This window comes from Chitinophaga sp. OAE865 (assembly GCF_040546735.1).
Lineage (GTDB): Bacteria > Bacteroidota > Bacteroidia > Chitinophagales > Chitinophagaceae > Chitinophaga > Chitinophaga polysaccharea_A.
Map to the genome: position 1 here is coordinate 7,347,545 of NZ_JBEPOF010000001.1, position 22,334 is coordinate 7,369,878.

At 48.0% G+C, this 22,334-nt stretch carries 17 protein-coding genes; 5 read left to right on the plus strand and 12 right to left on the minus strand.

Going from position 1 to position 22,334, the window contains the following annotated elements; translation table 11 throughout:
* Positions 1-11: 11 nt before the first annotated feature.
* The 6 genes from ABIE50_RS29225 to ribD all read right to left on the minus strand — a co-directional run bounded on the left by ABIE50_RS29225 (position 12) and on the right by ribD (position 9,968).
* On the minus strand, positions 12-440 hold the full coding sequence (locus ABIE50_RS29225; protein ID WP_209862229.1) for a hypothetical protein: 429 nt from the start codon (positions 438-440) through the stop codon (positions 12-14).
* An 11-nt stretch (positions 441-451) separates the two neighbouring features.
* Complete coding sequence (locus ABIE50_RS29230; RefSeq protein ID WP_209862232.1) at positions 452-4,789, minus strand: DUF6531 domain-containing protein; 4,338 nt, start codon at positions 4,787-4,789, stop codon at positions 452-454.
* Positions 4,790-4,823: 34 nt separating this feature from the next.
* Entirely contained in the window at positions 4,824-6,194 is a 1,371-nt protein-coding gene (locus tag ABIE50_RS29235; RefSeq protein WP_209862235.1) for a hypothetical protein, read from the minus strand.
* 17 nt (positions 6,195-6,211) lie between these two features.
* Positions 6,212-8,020, minus strand: a complete 1,809-nt coding sequence (locus ABIE50_RS29240; protein WP_209862237.1) for a type VI secretion system Vgr family protein — start codon at positions 8,018-8,020, stop codon at positions 6,212-6,214.
* A gap of 275 nt (positions 8,021-8,295) precedes the next feature.
* Positions 8,296-8,898, minus strand: a complete 603-nt coding sequence (locus tag ABIE50_RS29245) for an IMPACT family protein (RefSeq protein WP_142686327.1) — start codon at positions 8,896-8,898, stop codon at positions 8,296-8,298.
* Between the two features lie 26 nt (positions 8,899-8,924).
* Entirely contained in the window at positions 8,925-9,968 is a 1,044-nt protein-coding gene (gene ribD, locus ABIE50_RS29250) for a bifunctional diaminohydroxyphosphoribosylaminopyrimidine deaminase/5-amino-6-(5-phosphoribosylamino)uracil reductase RibD (RefSeq protein WP_209862241.1), read from the minus strand.
* 106 nt (positions 9,969-10,074) lie between these two features.
* On the opposite strand from ribD, the gene prmC reads away from it, so the two are divergent.
* Positions 10,075-10,929 carry a peptide chain release factor N(5)-glutamine methyltransferase gene (gene prmC, locus ABIE50_RS29255; protein WP_209862244.1) on the plus strand — a complete coding sequence of 285 codons (855 nt, stop codon included), beginning with the start codon at positions 10,075-10,077 and terminating at the stop codon, positions 10,927-10,929.
* Between the two features lie 58 nt (positions 10,930-10,987).
* Here the strand turns inward: prmC and ABIE50_RS29260 are convergent, their stop codons facing one another.
* The 3 genes from ABIE50_RS29260 to pepT form a co-directional block, all read right to left on the minus strand.
* Positions 10,988-11,383 carry an ExbD/TolR family protein gene (locus tag ABIE50_RS29260; RefSeq protein ID WP_079470398.1) on the minus strand — a complete coding sequence of 132 codons (396 nt, stop codon included), beginning with the start codon at positions 11,381-11,383 and terminating at the stop codon, positions 10,988-10,990.
* A gap of 10 nt (positions 11,384-11,393) precedes the next feature.
* Positions 11,394-12,110, minus strand: coding sequence for a MotA/TolQ/ExbB proton channel family protein (locus tag ABIE50_RS29265; RefSeq protein WP_142686324.1), 717 nt, complete (start codon positions 12,108-12,110; stop codon positions 11,394-11,396).
* An 86-nt stretch (positions 12,111-12,196) separates the two neighbouring features.
* A complete protein-coding gene (gene pepT, locus ABIE50_RS29270; RefSeq protein WP_209862248.1) occupies positions 12,197-13,444 on the minus strand; it encodes a peptidase T in 1,248 nt (415 codons plus the stop codon).
* Positions 13,445-13,638: 194 nt separating this feature from the next.
* On the opposite strand from pepT, the gene metE reads away from it, so the two are divergent.
* Positions 13,639-15,930 (plus strand): 5-methyltetrahydropteroyltriglutamate--homocysteine S-methyltransferase, encoded by a 2,292-nt coding sequence (gene metE, locus ABIE50_RS29275; RefSeq protein ID WP_209862251.1) that lies wholly within the window; start codon positions 13,639-13,641, stop codon positions 15,928-15,930.
* A gap of 146 nt (positions 15,931-16,076) precedes the next feature.
* Positions 16,077-16,283, plus strand: coding sequence for a cysteine-rich CWC family protein (locus ABIE50_RS29280; protein ID WP_209862254.1), 207 nt, complete (start codon positions 16,077-16,079; stop codon positions 16,281-16,283).
* A 130-nt stretch (positions 16,284-16,413) separates the two neighbouring features.
* Here the strand turns inward: ABIE50_RS29280 and ABIE50_RS29285 are convergent, their stop codons facing one another.
* The gene (locus ABIE50_RS29285; RefSeq protein ID WP_079470987.1) at positions 16,414-16,842 is read right to left on the minus strand and encodes an FKBP-type peptidyl-prolyl cis-trans isomerase; all 429 of its coding nucleotides are present in this window, start codon (positions 16,840-16,842) and stop codon (positions 16,414-16,416) included.
* Between the two features lie 92 nt (positions 16,843-16,934).
* Here ABIE50_RS29285 and ABIE50_RS29290 point away from each other — a divergent pair, with 92 nt between their 5' ends.
* Together ABIE50_RS29290 and fmt are read left to right on the plus strand one after the other, a co-directional pair.
* Complete coding sequence (locus ABIE50_RS29290; RefSeq protein ID WP_209862257.1) at positions 16,935-18,101, plus strand: exo-beta-N-acetylmuramidase NamZ family protein; 1,167 nt, start codon at positions 16,935-16,937, stop codon at positions 18,099-18,101.
* A gap of 223 nt (positions 18,102-18,324) precedes the next feature.
* Positions 18,325-19,254: a methionyl-tRNA formyltransferase gene (gene fmt, locus ABIE50_RS29295; protein ID WP_354028228.1), complete on the plus strand. Its 930-nt coding sequence runs from the start codon at positions 18,325-18,327 to the stop codon at positions 19,252-19,254.
* 651 nt (positions 19,255-19,905) lie between these two features.
* On the opposite strand, the gene ABIE50_RS29300 is transcribed toward fmt, so the two are convergent.
* Both ABIE50_RS29300 and ABIE50_RS29305 read right to left on the minus strand, forming a co-directional pair.
* Positions 19,906-20,868: a LysM peptidoglycan-binding domain-containing protein gene (locus ABIE50_RS29300; protein ID WP_209862259.1), complete on the minus strand. Its 963-nt coding sequence runs from the start codon at positions 20,866-20,868 to the stop codon at positions 19,906-19,908.
* A 208-nt stretch (positions 20,869-21,076) separates the two neighbouring features.
* A complete protein-coding gene (locus tag ABIE50_RS29305) occupies positions 21,077-22,324 on the minus strand; it encodes a methyltransferase RsmF C-terminal domain-like protein (protein WP_354028229.1) in 1,248 nt (415 codons plus the stop codon).
* Between the last annotated feature and the right edge of the window lie 10 nt (positions 22,325-22,334).

Below are 22,334 nucleotides of genomic sequence, written 5' to 3' on the forward strand. Positions count from 1 at the left end.
ATCTGCTCTTGTTACCCCGATTTCACCTCACTTAATACCTGGTGAAACATTGAATGTATTCTCTTTGAAAAATCAGATTCTTCAATAAAATCAGGAACTATCAACACGTAATAATAAATCCTGCTGAACACCAGGTTGATATCATAGGGCTCAAAATCAGAAAGCCCTTCAAACTCAAACAAGGTAGCTATGCCATCCAGTTTAACCGTTTTTGCCTCCACGGAAAAACATCCCTCTCCGTTCAGTTCCGTGTTGTAGCCATTTTCCAGATGATATTCCAACATCTTTTCATCCTTATAAAACAATAAGGTTTCCTCTATATCGGTTTTATTATAGTCGGATTTATAAGACATTTCCAATGCCTTATTTTTTAATGCTTCAAATACTTCCTGTATTGGCTTTTCTGTATAAAAACCATATAGTTCTCCTGTCCAATTCATAGTTTATAATTTTAATCGACGCATCCCACTCCTGCCCTGACATCCTCTTTTAATCTATATTTTTTCCCTTTTAATTCTCTTAATTCTATATCTTCTTCAATATAAAGCCGTTTCACGCCATCTTGCCGGTCTACCCTCTTCACTTTACTCTTTTCGATTTCAAAGGATATATAGCGCTGGCTCTTTTCCCTGGTCAGGCCCATTTGTCCACGGGCTTTAGAGGCTTTTAGTTCTTCTGGAGACATGGTTGTCACATACACTGCTTTGGGTTTTCCTGCTATCGCCCCTTTTCCCCTGGCTCCCGGGTCGCTCATATTAATTTTCCCGCTTCCCATAATACCATTATATCCGCGTATATCAGTATAATGGTATACCCTTATCATTTCTTCCCCTTCCAATCCCCAGGCGTCTATCCAGGTATTTGGATCACGCACGTAAGCATAAAGATTGAACTCACCGGAAGCTAACTTAATCGGGTCCTGGGAGATGAACATTCCACTGTCCGGTTCATAGTATCTGAACCTGTTATAGCACAACCCTGTTTCAGTATCTTCATACTGTCCCTGATAAAGATAATTACAAAAAGTTCTATCACCATGCAGATGCCGTACTTTTCCATAGCAATCCAATTCCCGCTCCCATACTTTGTTTCCGGAAGCGTCGAAGGCATGTGTGGGCGTGCCCAGGTAATCAGTTACAATGCTGTAGGAACCGTTGGCAGTGAGTTTGGCGCAGGGTACAAATGAATTTTCTTCGAATACCCAGGTCACCAGGTTTTCCACGGGTTCCTCTTCCATCTCTAATGCTCCATCTGCCACGGCCTGCAAATGCGGCGGGTAATCGCCGGTATATTGCCATTCATGCAAGGGTACATGTCCATCCCAGAGCCAGCGGGTTACCTGCTGCTTCCGTTTATTTACCCTGGCAATACGGCGACCCAACGGATCATAGCTAAAAACAATTTCTCCGCCGTTGGGAGTGATCACTTTTCCCAGCAATCCATTTGCCTTCCATTCATATACCCAGCCTGTACAACTGCCATTGAGCGTAATTTTATTTGCTTTTGCCCAGGGGCGTTTATCTGCTGCAGTGCTGTTATTGTTGTGCCGGAATTCTTTGAAAATAAGATTTCCTTCGCCGTCGTAGTAATAGAAGTAATCCGGGCATTCCAGCAGCCGGCCGCCTTTTCCGTATATACGGTCTTTCCGCGCCTGTGTTTTAAAAAGATGCCCCAGCTTATCAGGTACCCGGTAAATTGTTTCGGCAACCGTTCCTCCCGTTTGACTATAACTGGCGCTCACCAGGTTATCAAATTCATCGTATGCGAACTGCGTATGCATACCGCTCATTTCATTCACTATACGGCGCAGCTGTGTGTTCCTATCCCAATCATACCGTATACGGCTTTGTTCAGCTTTATGTACACCAATAGATTGCCGTAATACTTTTCCCTCTTTGTCGCGTTGCGTTTGTACAGTTACTCCGCCTGAAAGCTGCCGCAATACTTCCAGCCCGCTTTCATTATGTTTCCACTGCGCCTGCCAGCTATCCTGATATCCGTTGGAGGCCTGCATTTTTTCCACCTGTCCCGCTCCGTTGTGTTCTAACGTGATAGCAGCTCCCAGGCTGCTTTCCACAAGAACCGGATCACCCCACTCATTATACCGGCGGGTTACAGCATAGGCTCCCTGCGTTTCGCTGATTACACGACCATAATTATCCCGTTGAATAGTTACAGCGCCATCTTCATTGAAAGCGCCTGTAAGCAGGCCGTCTTTGTTATATCCATAAGCCGTTACACTGCCATCATAATGTTCTTCCCGCACCAGTAAACCGGTGCCGTCGTAATCGCAAACAGTCCAGCGGTTATCAGGACGGATGACTTTTCTCACCCTTCCGGCGATGTCCCGTTCATAATGGTAATGTACGCCATCGAAGCCCCATTCATTGATCACATTGCCATTGGCGTCCTGTTCCAGCCTGTACAGCTCCCCGCCTTCGTTGGCAATGCTGCGCAACTGCAATTCCTTATCATAATTAAACCGGATGCTCACACCTTGCTGGCTTCTTCCTGTTAATACGCCCAGCGGCCCGTAACTGAATTTAACTTCGCGCTGACCATCTGCCGCCTGCACCAGGTTATCTGCAGCATCATAACTAAAATGCTGGATGGTACCATTTGCTTCTTCCATGCGGATCATATTCCCGGAAGCATCGTAATCATATTCGTACCAATAACCTGTTTCCGTGGTCTCTTTTATTAACTGGCCCAGTTCATCATACTTCCGATGCAATTCAGCATTTTCCGGTGAAATGAGCCGGGTAAGATTATGCTGCTCATCATATGCCAGCCTGAAAACGCGCCCATCGTTGTAAGTGATTTTTGTCAGATATGGACCTGTATATCCATACCGGATTATATTTCCATCAATGGTCTTTCTTCTTTCCGGTAACCCCTGTTCATTATATTCCCATTGCTGTTTTCTGCCGGCTGGTGTTTTAATACCTTCCAGCCGCTGTGCTTCATCATAATAGAACACGGTAGATTCTCCGTTTTCATTGGTTTCCTTCACTTTATTTCCAAACGCGTCATATTCAAACTTCATTGTATTTCCTGCCGGATCTATCATTACCTCCAGTTCTTCATAGAGATTATATTGTTGCAGGATTACGCCACCGTTACCATCTATTATTTTACTGATCAGGTTACGATCATCATAACAGTAAGTGGTGGTATGCCCAAGGCTGTTGGTAGTGATAGTTTTTCCCTTCTCATACTTCGCATGATACTCCAGTACTCCTCCATCTCCCCAGGTATGTATACAACGGGCGTTTTCCCCGCTGCCATCATATTCCCAGTAGAAGTTCATCCCGGTTTTGGTTGTTAACCGCACCAGTAAATGTCCTTTGTAAAAAAAGTATTTGCTCACATCCCGCGCATTGGTGGTGCTCACCATATTTCCTGCTTCATCATATGCATAGCGCACCAGGTTAATACGGGTAGCTGCTTTGTAGGTATGAATGCATTCAATACGGCCCTGCTCATCTGTGGTTACCTGCAACACGCGGTTGCTGCTGTCGATGATCTGTTGCAGATAGCCGTGCCCGTTATACCGGAACTGTATATGGAATCCTGCGGGGTTGCGGATTTCAGAAAGCATACAACTTCCGTCCCGCGCCGGTTTTGCATGGAACCGGTAGGTAAGTTGATCTTTGCTTTCCAGGTAATACCCGCTGCTGTCGCGGCGCCACCATAATTGTTCTATCCTGTTAAAGTAACTGCCGCCTGCGGGTAGTGCAGGCATTACTGTTTCGCGGCCGTCTGCCAGGCGTATACTGAAGTAACCATTACGCAGGTCATACACGCTGAGGTTATAGCTGTGATGCCAGTTGTAGCCCAATGGGCCGGGTACTTCCGCACTGCTGTAATAGGTGCGTTCCCATACCAGTGGAATGGGCCCGGGTAACTGAAAATCTATATTGGAAGAAACCACCTGCCCGCTTGCTGCATCCACGGGCTCTCCAAACCTTTTGCACTTAAAGTCCTGCAGCATGCCTGCCAGTTTGGGAAAGCGGCTTTCTATTTTATTGATCACCTTCTGCAGGGCCGCCCCTGCTGCTTTTGAAAGTCCTTTCAGGCCCAGTTTAAACATCAGCTGGAACAGGTCGATAGTTGGTGGACCACCTACCAGCACCGGTTTCCCGGAGGATGTCATGATCAGCAGCACTGAAGTGGGCGCCATCAGGGCGAAGGCGGAACTTTTTTTATTGAGCCGTGGCGGGGAAGGAAGCCCCACAAGGTTACACGATAATGCCGGGTGAAACTGGGTGGAAAAAGGACCGCCATCTGCCAGCACGGTAGAACTGCCCATCCACATTTCGGAAGCGGCTTTCGGCTTCACAATGGGAAACGGCAGATGTGCTATGATAGCGGGCAAATGCAGGATGGGCGTGCCTGCATTTGCTACCCACTGGTTATGTACTTTTACTGAAGGGCTCAGGGCATGCACCAGCATTTGTGCCGTAGCTGCCAGCGAGAATGGTTGCGGCTCCGGCTCTTTTCCTTCTTCCACTGGCGGCGGTGGCGGAGGTGGCGGCACTACGCTGGCAATGGCCGCCATTATGGCTCCTATGATATCGAACACCATACCGATATGAGGCACCGGTAATAAGGGGGAAGGAGGAAATACGGAATCATGGAAATCTATGCCTATACCGAGGTCAAAATATTTTGCAGCGGGCATTCCGGGGAAAGCCGGTAATATACTGGCCATTCCTTTCTGGATATGGTCCAGTGAGTTTTTCTTTTCTGCAAATAATGCCCCGAAGCCTTTATTTTCTACAGCCATGATATGATTACTTTATCCCCGGCGGGATACGGTCTTAGTTAAACTCAAACAATGTGGATTTGCGTCTTACGGTGGCTTTGTCCATGCCCTCCGCCTGTAACAGTGTATTCCAGTCGTCGCCCAGCAATTCCTGCAGGTTGCTTTCCAGTATACGGAGGTCTTCCGGTCCCCTGACCTTCTCACACAGGTGTACAGCCATAGCTGCTGCGTGAAGGAAGGTAGACTGCCTTCTTACTTCCCGTTCCAGGTAGCTGCCACCGGTCATGGCAAGCAACAGGTTTTCGAATGCTGTGTTCATCTGGCCCAGCTCATAATGCAGATGTCCGCAAAGCCGGTATCCTTCCATGATCATAAAGGCATCGCCTTTGTTCACAGCTTCCAGCGCCAGCGCTTCATAAAGCACGATGGCCTGTTTCCTTTTCTTTTTGCCCGCCAGTATAGCTGCATGGATCATAATACAGGATTTCCAGGTGGGGTATCCTGCAGGATCTCCTTTATCCATCAGCTGCCTCGACAACCGGATCGCTTTGTTGGCATAGCCTGCGCTTTTATCAGATTCCCGCGCCATGAAATAAGCCTGAGCAGCGATCATGATGCCGGCCACTTCATGTACTTCCCCGCCCATTTTTTTGCTGAGAGAAAGCAGTGCAGCCACTTCCTGGTCCAGTGCCGGCGTACCCGGTTGCTTGGTACAATCCAGCACTTTGCGGATCTGTTTACGGAAACGGGCATCTGTGCTGATGGTATCGGAGTTACCACCGCCTTTGTCCATTTCATGGTTAATTGCTGCCACCATCTGGAGGGATGGCTGTAATATTTTTACCTTTTCTGTAAATACTTTGGGGATAGTGATACGGGGGTTCGTTACCACATCAATGGTTACTAACCGGATGCCTTCAGGCAGTCCTTTTTTAAGTACATCGGTATACCAGCTGCCTGCATCAGGCTGATCGGTTCTCAGGGGAGGAAAATAAACACAGCAGCCGGTGTCTTCAAGTCCGCGGATACATCCCATAAGCCGGCGCAGTTCCTTCCAGATGCTTTGTACTGTTGGCGGCAGGCTGCGGTCCGGATGATAGTCTGTTTTCAGCAGCCCGTCTTTTTTCAGTGCCTGGTATACATCATACTCTTCGCGTGGCAGCGGTTCAAACCATTCCAGGTATTCATTCCACAATGCTGTTTCATAAGCAGTATGATCTTCCTGGTAAGGCGTATCAAACCGGAAAAATATCTCCTTAAAAACGCCAATAGCAGTACGTTCTGTTTCCAGGAACTTATCGATGATATCCACATCGGCATATTGTACCAGCCAGATGGCCAGCTTCCAGCGCCGGTCGCTGTCGGCGGTAGCCCATGTATCCCTTACTTTATGGAATTCCTGTCCTATAGTTGGTGAGGTGGTCATAAGTTGGCTTTAGAGGATCAGGAATTTATTTTCACCAGTCCACCGGAAACCACTACATCTCCGTTACCGCTAACGGTAACATCTTTGGTCCCGTTTACCATTACAGAAGCCCCGGTAATATTGGCATTTTTGCTTCCGGAGGCGAGCAGGTCTTTAGATATCAGTGTGAGCGAGTCTCCTCCTTTTACTATGGCATCCTTACTATTTACGGTCACAGTTTCGGAGCCTTCGAGGTAAATTCCTTTCTTGGCTACAATAGAGCCCTGCTCGGAGGCGCCTATGGAAAATTTTTCGGAAGTGATGGTGACTTCCTTGGAAGAGATTTCCATTTTATTTTTTGCGAAGAGAGACATTTTATCAGTACCATCTATGAAGATCTTGTTACCCGATTTATCCAGGATAGTGACACTGCCATCGGCATCATTCAGTAAAATAGAGATACCGGTGCGGGTACGGATGGCTTTCATATCATTATTGGCGGTACCAAATCCTGATTTACCTTCTCCATTGTAGGTAGTTCCCAGTACAAAGGGCAGTTCAGGATTACCGCCTTCAAAATCCACTACCACTTCCTCTCCTTTTTCCGGTACCATGTACATGCCTTTACTGCCGCCGCCGTGAGGGGCTACCACTCTCATCCAGGGGGTCATGCCCTGTTGCTGCCATTTAAAGCGGGCTCTTACCCGCCCCAGGTCTTTAGGGTCATGATTATCTACTACAGTGGCGCTCTGCGCTTCACTGAAGGGGATATTTTCCAGGTTCACCGGTGGTGCTGCCGCATCTGCAGGAATGCCTTCAAACTCGTTGTAATAGTCGCCATTGCCGGTTACATGATGCGTAAGCCCCCATATCATAAATTTACCGTGGTCGTCATTTGCGTATACATTTTCCCTGATGGAGATATGATCTCCCACCCGCAGGGAAGTTTGCCTGCTGCTGCCTTTCAGCTGTACCATGGCAGCCATGCGCCCTTTTTTCTGGCGGGTGATCAGCGTATCCAGTTCAGCTTTGGCATTGCTGGTAAACGCATGATTCATTTTATAGGTAGAAGTATTACTGTACAATTTTTCGCTGAGCCCCTGTACATGTGAGGTATAATCATTCACCTTTCCGGCGGGCTGTGCCAGCGTAGTGTTTTCCACTACTTTACTGTTCCGGTAATCGTAGCCGTGCAACTGCTGGTTGTTGGGTTGTACTTTCATTTCCAGGTCGAAGCTCATGAGGTCAACCAGGTGCACCAATGATACTTCCCTGGGCTGGTATTTCCCGAAAACCAGCTGTTGTCCGTTGTAAAAGAACCATTCACCGAAGCGCTCGGAGAGCCGGCGGAGAAAATCGAACGACGTTTCCTTGTATTGCACGATATACTTCAGCGTTGACGTGGTACCGGGATCTACCAGGGGACGTGCCACATAGGGGCCGCAGGCTTTCAGTGTAGTGTTCACGATGGAGGCGAGATCCTGGTTTTCAAAGGCCTGTATATGCAGATCGTTGTTCAGCAGGATAGTAGGGCTGTATCCGCGGATCACACAAAACCCGTGTGTACCGTCGCTTTCCTTCCCTGAGCTTACCGACATCACAATGCCGTTGAAAATAAGGGGCTCATACGACTGCAACTGTTCAAACGCCTGTATGGTAATGCTCACTTCCTTTCCCAGGAAAGCCTTGGTAGCCGATACCATACCTGGCCCCAGTTCCTGCAGCCAGTCGTACCCTATTTTCAGCTCAAAATAATGATGTCCCTGTAACTGTTGTTCCAGGCGTAATGAATGAAATTGTTTAAACTGTTTGTCAGCAATAGATACGGTTGTTATGGTATGTAACATATACAGGGGGGCTTTTAATATTAATATGGTTCCTATATCTGATCTGAAAAGGCAGATGGGGGCTGCATTCCGCGCAGGTCTCCATCTCAAAAAAACACCGGAAAACGGGTTAAGAAAATCCTAGTTAACAAAAATAAATTTAAGGAAATTTATATTACATCCGGCTCATTTTAAATATTTCCGGGTTAATTTTTTGGGGAGATGATCCTGATGTACGGATTCCTATCTACATGTTGTAACACGCGACTGCGAACCAGGATCATCCTTAAGGAGGGTCAGGATTTTTGTGGCTGTACCTGTAATCCGTAAATATCCTTTAAGCGCAGCAGGCATAGCTCCTCACCTGATTTCGGAACACCGATCACCATTTCGCAGAACAGCTGGAGCTCCTGGGAAATAACGGTGCAGTTATTTTGCTTTACTACCATCATTACATCGTTCATAATGGTATAATCGAAGCTGAGATGGTATTTTGCCTCTATATTTTTCTGGATCACGGGGATCAGCTGCAGCACCATGGCTGCACTCATCTTATACGCATTAATGAGCCCCGGCACGCCAAGCAGGCTTCCGCCGAAATAGCGGACCACCACAATGAGCACATCCGTGATCTGCTTACTGTCTATCTGCCCCAGGATGGGTTTGCCGGCTGAGCCGGAAGGCTCTCCATCGTCGCTGGCGCGGAACTGCAGCCCTGCAGTACCAAGGCGGTAGGCATAACAATGATGGGTGGCCTTAGGGTGTTCTTTTTTCACTTCTCCCAGGCATTCTTTCACTTCCTCCGGCGATTTAACGGGAAAAGCGTAGGCCAGGAATTTGCTTCCCCTGTCTTTAAACTCTGCTACAGCTGTTTTATCAATTGTAAAATAAACCTCCATCAAAATAATTTAATACGCGTTTAAAACTACGCGGGATGATAAAAATCAATGCGGTCGCCCGCCACCTGCAGGGTATGCGTAAGCGAGGCATTGGTGAGCACCGGTGCTGCGGGTCCTTCCGGCAGTGTATCCGTACCTGTTATAACCCGGGCCTCGTCCCACAGGCCGGCTGCAATAAATTGCTGCAGCGTGGTGCTGCCTCCTTCCACGAGGATGCTCTGTATTTGCCGCAGGTGCAATTGCTGCATCAGCTGTGACAGCAGTGCGGCGCTGAAATCGAGGGAGATGGTTTCGGTAAGACCGTGGGTTTCCGCGGCATTGGCCGTAATAAAAATAGTAGGAATACTGCCATCCCATACATGATGTGAGCGCGGCACCCGGAGGTGGCGGTCTATGATAATGCGAACCGGGTCCTTCCCTGTCCACAGCCGGTTATTAAGCCGGGGGTTGTCGTTTATAGCGGTGCGGGTACCTGCCAGGATGCCCATTTCCTCGCTGCGCCATTTGTGCACCAGCCGGTCGCTGTACTTATTGGATATCCGCACCGGTACACCGCCGGCGCCGGCCACCAGGCCATTGCGGCTTTGTGCCCATTTCAGTACAATATAAGGCCGCTGCTGTTCGTGAAAGGTAAAAAAGCGGCGGTTGATTTGCCGGCATTCCGCTTCCAGCACGCCTGTTTCCACCTTTATGCCTGCTTTTTCCAGCTTCTCTATACCTTTTCCGGCTACGGCTGAAAAGGTATCCATGCAGCCGATCACCACCTGTTTTATTCCCTGCGCTACGATAAGATCCGCGCAGGGCGGCGTTTTACCATGATGTGCACAGGGCTCCAGGCTTACATACATAGTGGCCAGCGGGATAAGTGAGCGCTCCTCCTCTGCTACGCTGTTCACACAGTTCACCTCAGCATGGGCCTGCCCGTATTGACGGTGATAGCCTTCGCCAATGATGCGTCCCTGGTGCACCAATACGGCGCCCACCATGGGATTAGGCGCCACCTGTCCGGCGCCCATAGCGGCCAGTTCCAGGCAACGCTGCATATAAAATTCATTGAACGTGCTATTCATAATCACCAGGCGAAGTAATATTTTTGCAAATGTATCGTTTTTACCGAATGGAAAAAGCCGCCACAGGTCTGCATTTTTCCTCTCACATTTTCTTAAACTGATTATATTGACTATACAAACGGCCTTTACCTATATTACAGGCGCCATCAGTGACCTATATGATGAGCGGGAAGCCGCCAATATTGCCCATATTGTAATGGAATACCTAACGGGCATGAGTAAACTGGACCGGATTGTTCATAAAACAAAGATCCTTTCCCCCGATCAGAATCAGCGGCTGAAACTGGCCATAGAAGCCCTGCAACGGCATGAACCGGTGCAGTATATTACCGGCAGCAGCTGGTTTTACGGTATGGAGCTGCTGGTAAATAAAAATGTGCTGATCCCCCGCCCTGAAACAGAAGAGCTGGTGGAATGGATGGTACGTGACGCTGCACACCGCCACAGGCTTCACCTGCTGGATGTGGGCACTGGCAGCGGGTGTATTCCGCTGGCCCTGAAAAAATCATTGCCGGATGCACAGGTATCTGCCATAGATGTAAGTGAAGGCGCGCTGGAAGTGGCCCGCAGCAATGCAGCACGGTTACGGCTGGAGGTTAATTTCCTGCATATGGATGCCCTGAACCCCGTGCAGATGGCGGGCCTGCCGGAGTTCGACATGATAGTGAGCAATCCCCCTTATATAACACAGAGCGAACAAACCGGCATGCAGGAATCGGTTTGGGGCTTTGAACCATCTCTCGCGCTGTTTGTACCGGACAACGACGCGCTGCTCTTTTACCGGCACATCTCCCAAATGGCCCTTTCCCGGCTGGTTCCCGGCGGTGTGCTCTATTTTGAGATCAACGAGGCGCTGGGAAAAGAAGTGGTGGCATTGATGGAGCAAACCGGTTTTGCGGAAGTAATACTGAAGCAGGATATGTTTGGGAAAGACAGGATGGTAAAGGGCAAAAAGATATAAAAATAAAAAGACCTGGCGGTATGGTACCGCCAGGTCCTGTTAAAAAAGTTAAGACATCTTACTTATGCGCGGTGGCCAGTACCACTTTAGCGCCCATCTCCCTGGCCACTTCCATCACACTCACTACATCCTCCACAGGTACAGATTTCTCTGCATTGATCACGATGGTGGGATCAATTTTTTCATTACCGATAGAAGGCGCCAGCGCCTGTTTCAGGTGGTCGAAGGTCACTTTGTTGGTACCAACAAAAAACTCGCGTTTATCGTTGATGCTTACCACTACCGTTTGTTTCGATTTGGTATTGCTCTTCGCCTTCGGCAGCAGCAGCTTAATCACATTCGGATTGGCCAGGGTGGAAACGATCAGGAAGAACAACAACAGAATGAACAGGATGTCATTCAGTGCTGAGTTGTGCATTTCCACCTGCCTCTTATTTCGTCTGCGTAAATTCATGAGGGTGGTTTTAGCGGGTTGGTTCCTGCAGAATATCGATGAATTCAGCAGAAGCGCCTTCCATCTTGTTTACTACCTTATCTATCTGGGCATTGAGGTAACTGTAGCCGATGAAAGCCACGATACCGATAATCAGCCCGGAAGCGGAGGTGATCATTTTTACGTAGATACCGCCGGCAATGGTGCCCAGTGTTATATCTGAAGTGATGGAGATATTGAAAAAGGTTTGGATCATACCTGCAATGGTACCAAGGAACCCGAACATAGGGGCGATACCGGCAATGATAGACAGGATCACCAGGTTCTTTTCCATCCGGTAGATCTCCAGCTTACCCACATTTTCCATTGATTTTTCAATATTCTCAATTGGCTTGCCTATACGCTGAATGCCTTTTTCGATCATCCGGGCAATGGGCCCGTAAGTGTTTTTGGCCAGTGACCTGGCAGACATCATATTACCTGTGGTGATCTGGTCGCGGATCATAGGCATAAAGTTATCAGGCAGCCGGCCGGCTTTACTGATGGTGATGGCCCTTTCCACGAATACGTACACGGCTATCAGGGAGAGTATTCCCAACGGGATCATCAGTACGCCACCTTTCATCAGCATATCTATGAGATGAATTTCCGGTGCCGGGGCGCCGCTGGCGGCAATACCCTGAGCTACTGTATCTGCTTTGGGAAGTAAAAGGGAATCCTGTAATAATGTAATAAAACCTAACAACATGAACTATATTTTAACGGGTGCATAAGTAGATCACTACTATAAACGGTTAAAGTAATAAAATATTTGCTAATGTTCACTGCAATATTTTATGCCTTCTCTTCCCAAACCTGTGCCAGATATACAATTGTTTGCACCGCTTTCTGCATATCCTGTATGCTTACGTATTCATGTTTGCTGTGAAGCGCCATTTCCCCGGTAAAAATATTAGGGCAGGGCAATCCCATGAAAGATAACCGGGAACCGTCTGTACCGCCCCGGATGCTCATTCTCAGGGGCTGCACGCCTGCCCGGCGGATGGCTTCCGCTGCATTTGCCGTTACTTCCGGGTGGTTTACCAGCACCTCTTTCATATTGCGGTATTGCTCCGTTACTTTCAGGGTGGCTTTTGCACCATGATGTTTTGCCAGCACCTTATCCATGATCCGGCGCAGGAAGGTTTCATGCGCTTCCAGGTGAGCCGTTTCAAAGTCGCGGATAATAAAATCTATTTCCGTTTTTTCCACAGTGCCCTGTATACGTACCGGGTGAATAAAGCCTTCCCGGTCGTCGGTGGTTTCAGGGGAAAGACTGTCTTTCGGTAACGCATCTACGATTTCGCCGGCTATTTTAATAGCGCTTACCAGCTTATCCTTTGCTGCGCCGGGATGTGCGCTGATGCCATACACTGTGATCTTCGCACCATCCGCTGAGAAGTTTTCATCTTCCAGGGAGCCCAGTTCGCCTCCATCCATGGTATAGCCAAAATCGGCCGCCAGTTTCTTCATATCCACTTTTTCCACACCACGGCCTACTTCCTCGTCGGGTGTAAACAGGATGCGGATCTTTCCGTGTTTTACCTCCGGGTGCGTCATCAGGAAATTAGCGGCATCCATGATCTCCGCCACACCGGCCTTATCATCTGCTCCCAGCAGGGTGGTGCCGCTGGCAGTAATAATATCGTCGCCTTTTTTGCTGGCCAGGTAAGGATGCTCTTTTGCACTGATCACTACTGTTTCATCGTCGGGCAGCACAATATCGCCCCCGTCATATCCGTGGTGTACAATTGGCTTTACACCGGTGCCGCTGCTGTCTGAAGAAGTATCCACATGTGAACAAAAACAGATGACCGGAACTTTCTTATCGGTATTGGCCGGGATAGTGGCATATACATAACCATGTTCATCCAGCCCGGCATCGGTAATACCCATTTCCTGTAATTCTTTTACCAGCAGCCGGGAAAGATCCTTCTGTTTTTCAGTGGTAGGGAAAGTGCTGCTCGTCGGGTCCGACTGTGTATCTATCTGTGCGTAACGCATGAAGCGTTTATCTACTGTATATGAGTAATTTGTAAACATATTGCAAACCTAAGGAAAAACCGCTTCACACTCCTGCCGTAGATTATTCTGTTTTACCACCTCTCACAATATATGGAACAGTAAATTATTCTTTAAAATCGTCATTTTATAAGACAATAATCTAAAATTTAATCAAAGTATCGAACAAAGAAGCAATAATAATAGGTTTGTGTAGAATAAAATACATCCTATATATGCTTACCAACATACCAGGCTATCCAAGAATAGGTAGCCAGCGGGAGCTGAAAAAAGCCTGCGAAAACTACTGGGCCGGAAAAATTTCACTGGAACGTCTTGAACTAACGTCAAGGCAGCTACGAAAAGAGAACTGGAGCTTATTACAGGAAGCAGGTATTGACCTGATCCCTTCCAACGATTTCTCCTGGTACGACCAGGTACTGGATATGTGCATCACCCTTGGTGTAATTCCTTCCCGCTTCAAAGCGCTGCAGCAAACATTTGCCAATCCCGCCTGCCCGGAGCTGTACTTTGCGATGGCAAGGGGTTACCAGAAGAATAACTTTGATATCACCGCGCTGGAAATGACCAAGTGGTTTGATACCAACTACCATTACCTGGTACCGGAGTTTGAACCGGCCCAGCAATACAATGTGCACCAGCCTAAATGTGTAGCTGAATTTAAAGAGGCCCTCAGTCATGGTATCACCACCAAACCTGTACTGATAGGCCCTGTCACCTTTATTTTATCCGGGAAAATCAAGGGAGATGAGCTTACCCATTCCCTGCTGCTGGAAAAGCTGCTCCCCGCATATATAGAACTGTTAAGATCCCTTCAGCAGGCCGGCGCCAGCTGGATACAACTGGATGAGCCTTTCCTGGTGACCGACCTGGACCCCGCCACCAGCAACCTTTACCAGGTGGCATACACTGCGGTAAGCCAGGCATTGCCTTCTCTTAAAATATTGCTGACCACTTACTTCGGAGGCCTGGAAGACAACACCAGCCTGGCTTTGCAGCTGCCGGTACAGGCGGTGCATATAGACCTGGTAAGGGCTCCGGAGCAACTGGATACTGTGCTGGCCGCATTACCGGCAGATAAACTGTTATCGCTCGGTGTGGTGGATGGCCGTAATATCTGGAAAAATGATTATGCTGCTTCCGTGCAACTGATCGAAAAGGCCATACAACAGATCGGTGAAGAACGGGTACTGCTGGGCACTTCCTGCTCCCTGCTGCATGTGCCATACAACCTGGAAAATGAAACAGCGCTGGACCCGGAAATAAAACAATGGATGGCCTTTGCCAAACAGAAAGTGGCCGAAGTAACAGCACTGAAACAGATTATTGCCGGCGACACTTCCCTGCTCACGGATAACGAAACAGTGATGAACAACCGCAGGACATCTTCCCGCATCCATGTGCCGGAAGTAAAAGCCAGGCTGCAAAGTATTACCACAGCGGATACACAGCGGCACAGCATCTTCCCGCACCGCCAGAAATTACAGCAATCGGTATTGCAACTGCCTTTGTTCCCTACCACCACCATCGGCTCATTTCCGCAAACCACGGAAATAAGACAGCTCCGGGCTGATCTGAAAAAAGGCGTTATTACTCCCGAAACCTATAACGCCGATATACGCCAGGCCATTACAGAAACCATTTACCGCCAGGAAAACCTGGGCCTTGATGTGCTGGTGCATGGCGAGTTTGAGCGGAACGATATGGTGGAATATTTTGGCGAGCAACTGGATGGATTTGTATTTACACAAAACGGATGGGTACAGAGTTATGGTACCCGTTGTGTAAAACCGCCGGTTATTTTTGGAGACGTGCAAAGGCCCGCGCCCATGACCGTTGCCTGGAGCCGTTTTGCGCAATCGCTTACCAGCAGGCCCGTTAAAGGCATGCTCACCGGCCCGGTTACTATCCTGCAATGGTCTTTTGTAAGGAATGATCAGCCACGTATGCAAACCGCCATGCAAATTGCACTGGCTATCCGCGATGAAGTGAAAGACCTGGAAGATGCCGGCATCACCGTGATACAGGTAGATGAGCCGGCGCTCCGTGAAGGTTTGCCATTGCGCAAAGCGCAACGCAGCGATTATCTCAGCGAAGCGGTGAAAGCCTTCCGCCTGGCGGTAAGCACTGTGGATGATGCCACGCAGATCCACACGCACATGTGCTACGCAGAGTTTAATGATATCATTGAACATATCGCTGCGATGGATGCAGATGTGATCACCATAGAAACGTCACGCTCACAGATGGAGCTGCTGGAAGCGTTTGCAGGCTTTAAATATCCAAACGAAACCGGCCCGGGTGTATATGACATCCACTCTCCCAGAGTGCCGGCTGTAGCGGAAATGGAGGCATTGCTGCATAAGGCGGCGGCGCTGCTGCCCTTGCGTAATATCTGGGTGAACCCCGACTGCGGACTGAAAACAAGGAAATGGCCGGAAACGGAAATGGCATTGCGGAATATGGTTACCGCCGCAAAGAATATGAGGCTTGCGGTTGGCGGTTAACATGGCATTGGCGCACATGTAATGCCGGGTGCATTGATACTGTATGCATCCTGGCGTTGCATGTGCGTGCCGGGTTATGTTGATATGCCATTGACAGTGCCTGCGCTCTCCTGTTCAAATGCCGCCTGAAATCCGTAATTTTAGGAATGGCATGTCATGAAACCGTATCCTGCCCGCGGTGCGAATGCACCTTTGAATGCCGCGTAGGCTCTATCCTGCGCTGCCAGTGCCAGGACGTAGTGTTAACCGAAGAGGAGCGGTACTTTATCCAACAGCATTATAGTGGTTGTCTTTGTGCAGATTGCCTGCGGGAGATGCAGGCCATTTACCGGGGCCCGGAAGCCTCCTCCTGAACAGTGCGGGCGGCAAACGGATTTTGCAAAGCCGGCGTACATCCATATCCCATCTCCCTGAAAAAAATTACGGATGCAGGATAGTTTCAACAACCATTCCTGCATCCGTAAATAAAAAGATACCTGAATATTATACGATTTCAACCAGTTCGAGGTCAAATACCAGGTCTTCGCCAGCCAGTGCATGGTTAGCATCCAGGGTAATAAATTCGTCGCCGATAGCAGCTACTTTTACCTGGAAAACCTGTCCCTGCGGGTTACTCATCTGCAGTTCCATACCTACTTCAGGATTCAGATCAGCAGGGATATTTTCTTTTGGAAAATCCATGATCATTTCATCGCTTTTGGGGCCATATGCCTGGTCAACAGGGATATGAATGGTTTTCTTGTCGCCAACTTTCATGTCCAGCACACCATTCTCAAAACCTTTGATCACCATGCCGGCGCCTACCTTGAATTCGAGCGGAGCTCTACCTTCAGAAGAATCAAAGGTAGTTCCATTCGTTAAACGGCCATGGTAGTGCACCTTTACTGTATCCCCGTTTTTAACAGTTTGCATAAAAAATAATTGTTTAGTGTTAATAATTACGCGCAAGATACAAAAAGCAGCTATAATACCCGCTTTTTAAAGCTTTGCATTATCTTAACGGTATGAACCGTATTCTCCTCCTTTGCATCCTCCTGGCAGGCTGCATATATGAAGCCTCCGCGCAATACGCGGAACATGTGTTACCAGGCGCCACACAAACCGCGCGTTACCTGCCGCTGCTGAAAAACAAGCGGGTAGCCATGATGGTGAACCAAACCGCCACCATCGATCAAACCCACCTGGTAGATACCCTGCTGAAACTGCATGTAAAAATTCAAAAGATCTTCAGTCCTGAGCACGGTTTCCGCGGCAATGCAGGGCATGGTGAAAAAGTGGCCAACAGCATTGACTCCGCTACCGGTATTCCAATTGTATCGCTTTACGGGCAGCACCGTAAAGCCACTGCAGCCGATCTCAAAGATGTGGATATCCTGTTGTTTGATATCCAGGACGTAGGCACCCGTTTTTTTACATATATCTCCTCCCTGCAGGAGCTGATGGAATCTGCCGCGGAAAATAAAAAAACGCTGGTGATCCTTGACCGCCCTAATCCCAATGGCGATTATGTTGACGGTCCTATCCTCGATACCGCTTACCGTTCCTTTATTGGCATGCAGCCCATTCCCGTTGTACATGGCATGACCATCGCAGAATACGCGCGGATGCTGAACGGCGAACATATGCTCCGCAACGGCCTGCAATGCGATATTAAAGTGATTCCCTGTGAGAATTACAGTCACAAAACATTTTACCGCGTACCTATCAAACCTTCGCCCAACCTGCCCAATATGGCTGCCATCAACCTGTATCCCTCCCTTTGCTTTTTTGAAGGCACGGTCATTAGCCTCGGACGCGGCACCGATAAGCCTTTCCAGGTATATGGCTCACCTTCTTTTCCAAAGCAGGGTTATTCTTTTACGCCCCGCGCAAGTGCTATCAATCCAACGCCGGTGCTGAAAGACCAGCTATGCTACGGATCTGACCTGAGCAATGCACCGGAAGCCACACCGCATGCCGGCCGGAAAATTGAACTGAAATGGCTGCTGGAGGCGTATCGCATGTTTCCTGATAAATCAAAATTCTTCATACCTTTCTTCAGTAAACTGGCAGGTAACAACATCCTGCAGCAACAGATCGTAAAAGGGCTTTCCGAAGCGGAGATCCGCAAAAGCTGGGAGCCGGGTCTGGCAAAGTTTAAGGTTATCCGGGCCAGGTATTTGCTGTATTAAACGTGAACTGTTATTAAGGCAAAGGGAGATAACGGTTCGCTTTTATCTCCCTTTGTAATTATCAGGGGAAACAGATCAGGTATACTTTTACCGGGCATCAAGTCCACCTTTAGTGCAACCGCTGTTTATGTCCCAGGCATGTCCGCTCTATATTTGAAGCGATTACCATCCCGGCAGCATATCATTCATTAAAATCGGTGAAAGGTCATTATTTTTGCATCCTATGAGTAAAGATCTTCGCATTGTTTTTATGGGCACCCCTGATTTTGCAGTGGCCTCCCTTGATATACTGGTACAGAACGGGTTTAATGTAGTAGGCGTGATCACTGCCCCCGACAAGCCCGCCGGCCGCGGCTTACAGCTGCAACAAAGCGCCGTGAAACAATATGCAGTGAGTAAAGAGCTAACGGTGCTGCAGCCGGAGAAACTGAAAAACCCCGATTTCATTGCCGCCTTAAAGGAGTTGAAAGCAGATCTGCAGGTAGTGGTGGCATTCCGTATGCTGCCGGAAATAGTGTGGAATATGCCGCCGGAAGGCACTATCAATGTACATGCGTCGCTATTGCCCAACTACCGCGGCGCGGCACCTATTAACTGGGCCATTATCAACGGTGAAAAAGCATCCGGTGTTACCACCTTCAAACTACAGCATGAAATTGATACCGGCAACATCCTGTTCAGCGACGAGGTGGCTATCCGGGAAGATGAAACCGCCGGCGAACTGCACGACGCCCTGATGCATACCGGCGCCCGTTTGCTGTTGAAAACAGTACAGGCCATTGCAGCAGGCAATGTAAAAGAAACGCCACAGGCGCATATTCCGGCCGCCGACATCAAACATGCACCAAAAATATTTAAGGAAACCTGCCAGATCAACTGGCAGCAACCATTAGATAATATCTACAACCTGGTACGCGGCCTGAGCCCCTATCCGGCGGCATGGACCGTTTTCCAGAGCAAAACCCTGAAAATCTACAAAGCCCGTAAAGAACATACTACGCCTTCCAAAGCGCCGGGCGACTTTGATACTGATCAGAAATCATACATCAAAATAGCGGCTCCTGATGGCTACCTTTACCTGGATGAGATCCAGCTGGAAGGCAAGAAGAGAATGGATGTGGAAGCGTTTCTGCGGGGTTACCGGTTTGCGTAGGCGCGCCTTCGGCGCGGAAATTGTCTTGGCTCAGGATTAAACTGATTAATCGTGATTACCAGGATTTGATTATGTTGATTATAAAAGATTAAGGGAGATAAAAGTGATAGAAGCGGATATATTCACTTTTATTGCAATGATCATGATTTGATTACTATTGATTTTAAAAGATTAAGGGAGATAAAAGTGATAGAAGCGGATATATTCACTTTTATTGCAATGATCATGATTTGATTACTATTGATTATAAAAGATTAAGGGAGATAAAAGTGATAGAAGCGGATATATTCACTTTTATTGCAATGATCATGATTTGATTACTATTGATTTTAAAAGATTAAGGGAGATAAAAGTGATAGAAGCGGATATATTCACTTTTATTGCAATGATCATGATTTGATTACTATTGATTTTAAAAGATTAAGGGAGATAAAAGTGATAGAAGCGGATATATTCACTTTTATTGCAATGATCATGATTTGATTACTATTGATTTTAAAAGATTAAGGGAGATAAAAGTGAATATATCCACTTTTATCTCCCTTAATAATTAAATTATTAATCATAAAATCACAACATAATCAAATCCTGGTAATCACGATTAATCAGTTTAATCCTGAGCCAAGACAATTTTAATCGCCGAAGGCGATATTAATCCTCGTAACTCAGTTCGCAATAAAACTTCGTTTCATTGCTGCCGAGCGCCTGCATGGCACTGTCGCTCAGCTTGATGATGAGGCCGGCATTGGCTTTCATCTGCGGGATTACGTCCAGTACTTTTGCGTATACGGATTTACCGTTCAGCGGATTTGTTACTTTGATGATGGTTCCGCGTGGCGCCGTGTTATGCAACGCGTAGTATTTACCTACTGCATTGCTCTTAAACCAGGTACCAGGGCCCTTTTCTGAAGTAGTTTTTTTGCCGCCGTTGGTTTGTTGTTCATATAATTGCTCAAAATCTGTGCTGCTGCTAACAGGAGCAGATTTAACAGGGGCGGGCGCCGCAGCAACAGGAGCAGATGTTTCTTCTGCCGGTGTTGGCTCAGGCTCTTTCTTAGGCGTTTCCTTTGCGGCAGGCGGCGGTGGAGGAGTTGATGCAACCACTGGTTCCGGTGCAGGAGTGGCTTTTTCTTTTACTTTTTCAGGGCGCGGAGCTGCTTCAGCTGCACCGCCGGTTGCTTTCACATAACCTACAATGATGTAGCTGTCCTTTTTCAGCCCGTCGCCGGAAAAGCTGTTCCACTGCCGGATATTATCCAGTGGTACTTTGTTATAGTTTACACTCACGCGGTATAAAGTTTCTTTTTCAGCAACTTTATGATATACCGGTTTGCCGGAAGCATCGGCCTTCTGTGAAAAGTTAGCAGCAGTAAGCGGGATATGCAGCTTGCGTCCCAGCTGTAAACCCTGGTCCATACTCACTTTATTGGCTGCGGCAATTTCTTTTGGCGGCAAGCCATAAGCGCGGCTGAGGCTATAGAAATTTTCTCCTTTTTTAACAATATGGGATATGTAGAGAGCAGGCGAGGTACCTTGCACTTCAAGCGTATCCTGCGCCTGTGCCGCTACCGCACTGAAACCAAACAATGCGATTGAAAGAATCGATTTTATCATACTAACTCTGTTTATGATGTAGCAGAATATTCAAATTTTTATCTGCTATTTCGGGCAACGAATATATGCGTTAAAATTGACAAAATTATTTAATAAACCAAACGGAGAAAATCCCTTTTTGTTGTGGCAGCCGTTATAAACGGCGCTCCTGTTGGCACTGTATTTCAAAGTTGGTATTATTCCCGGATAAATAGCAGTTATGTATCCTTTACAGTCCTGTAATTTCTTTCAGGATACGTAATTCTTTCGGGTAGTAATTGTTCATGCGGTTGGGTAAAATCTTTGCCCAGCCGAGGTTCATGCCTTCGTATTTTATCAGCGCCCAGCCGCGCACCCGTGTGCTCACTACGGGATCTTCCTTACGCAGGTACTGCAATGCCTGTCGTAGATCCAGCGATACCGATGGCAATTCATCCGACACCAATATGCTCGCAGCCAGCTGATGATCGGGAATTAATTCCTTGGCACTGGGATGCCCTGCTTTTACGCCCGCTTTGCGAATATACAATTGTTGCCGCAACAATGGTATTTCTGCAGCCAGTAACGGGGGAAGGATCAATACTTCTTCCTGGTGCATAAAATACTGGTAATCTGCCGGAATATTTATCCAGGGAGTGATCACCTCCTGCTGCCGGGGAGTGAGTGCCATTGATTTATGCTGCTTTGGTTTACGGGGAGTTTCACCGCTACGTTTACGGAATGCTGCAATAAAAAACCCTTCACCCTTCAGTTGATCGGGATAAAACCGGTAGCCTGTACAGTTTCGTTTATGCGTTGCCGTTGTAACAATATTCCACCCGGCATCCAGCGGAACCGGGATGTTTTCCAGCTCAAAATGATCTGCCAGCCAATCCAGGATCGCTTCATCTTCTTCCTCAGAGAAAGAACAGGTAGAATAAATAACAACGCCGCCTTCTTTTACAGCCGGTAATACATCTGCCAGGATCCTTTGCTGGCGCTGGCTGCAGAGGGTTACATTTTCCGGCGACCATTCCTCCACCAGTTCCGGATCACGGCGGAATAAGCCGGAACCTGAACAGGGCGCGTCCACTACCGTCAGGTCAAAATAACCAGGCAGCCTTGAAAAATCGCGCGGGTCATTATTGCTTACCACCACGTTGGCGGCGCCCCATTTTGTGAGATTGTCGGCCAGCAGCCCCGCTCTCGCCTTGATCACCTCATTGGCTACCAGCAGGCTATCGCGACTGATCAGCGACTGTAACAGCGTAGATTTTCCACCTGGCGAAGCGCAGAGATCAAGCACCTTCAGCGGCTGCGTCAGATCTACTGTTGCACGCACCACCTGTTCCAGGAACATGGAAGATGCTTCCTGCACATAATAAGCGCCTGCATGAAAATAAGGATCAAAAGTAAAGGAAGGCCGTTCCGGCAAATAGTACCCCTGACTACTCCACGGAACCTGAGTTACGCCATCGGCCGACAGTGATTGCAACACAGTACTGACC

Excerpts from the sequence above, each read along its gene's own strand:
- ABIE50_RS29300 (WP_209862259.1), bottom strand. The coding sequence starts at position 20,868 with ATGATAAAATCGATTCTTTCAATCGCATTGTTTGGTTTCAGTGCGGTA.
- ABIE50_RS29230 (WP_209862232.1), bottom strand. The coding sequence starts at position 4,789 with ATGGCTGTAGAAAATAAAGGCTTCGGGGCATTATTTGCAGAAAAGAAA.
- fmt (WP_354028228.1), top strand. The coding sequence starts at position 18,325 with ATGAGTAAAGATCTTCGCATTGTTTTTATGGGCACCCCTGATTTTGCA.
- ABIE50_RS29235 (WP_209862235.1), bottom strand. The coding sequence starts at position 6,194 with ATGACCACCTCACCAACTATAGGACAGGAATTCCATAAAGTAAGGGAT.
- pepT (WP_209862248.1), bottom strand. The coding sequence starts at position 13,444 with ATGTTTACAAATTACTCATATACAGTAGATAAACGCTTCATGCGTTAC.
- metE (WP_209862251.1), top strand. The coding sequence starts at position 13,639 with ATGCTTACCAACATACCAGGCTATCCAAGAATAGGTAGCCAGCGGGAG.
- ABIE50_RS29225 (WP_209862229.1), bottom strand. The coding sequence starts at position 440 with ATGAATTGGACAGGAGAACTATATGGTTTTTATACAGAAAAGCCAATA.
- ABIE50_RS29265 (WP_142686324.1), bottom strand. The coding sequence starts at position 12,110 with ATGTTGTTAGGTTTTATTACATTATTACAGGATTCCCTTTTACTTCCC.
- ABIE50_RS29240 (WP_209862237.1), bottom strand. The coding sequence starts at position 8,020 with ATGTTACATACCATAACAACCGTATCTATTGCTGACAAACAGTTTAAA.
- ABIE50_RS29260 (WP_079470398.1), bottom strand. The coding sequence starts at position 11,383 with ATGAATTTACGCAGACGAAATAAGAGGCAGGTGGAAATGCACAACTCA.
- ABIE50_RS29285 (WP_079470987.1), bottom strand. The coding sequence starts at position 16,842 with ATGCAAACTGTTAAAAACGGGGATACAGTAAAGGTGCACTACCATGGC.
- ABIE50_RS29245 (WP_142686327.1), bottom strand. The coding sequence starts at position 8,898 with ATGGAGGTTTATTTTACAATTGATAAAACAGCTGTAGCAGAGTTTAAA.
- ABIE50_RS29280 (WP_209862254.1), top strand. The coding sequence starts at position 16,077 with ATGGCATGTCATGAAACCGTATCCTGCCCGCGGTGCGAATGCACCTTT.
- ABIE50_RS29290 (WP_209862257.1), top strand. The coding sequence starts at position 16,935 with ATGAACCGTATTCTCCTCCTTTGCATCCTCCTGGCAGGCTGCATATAT.
- ribD (WP_209862241.1), bottom strand. The coding sequence starts at position 9,968 with ATGAATAGCACGTTCAATGAATTTTATATGCAGCGTTGCCTGGAACTG.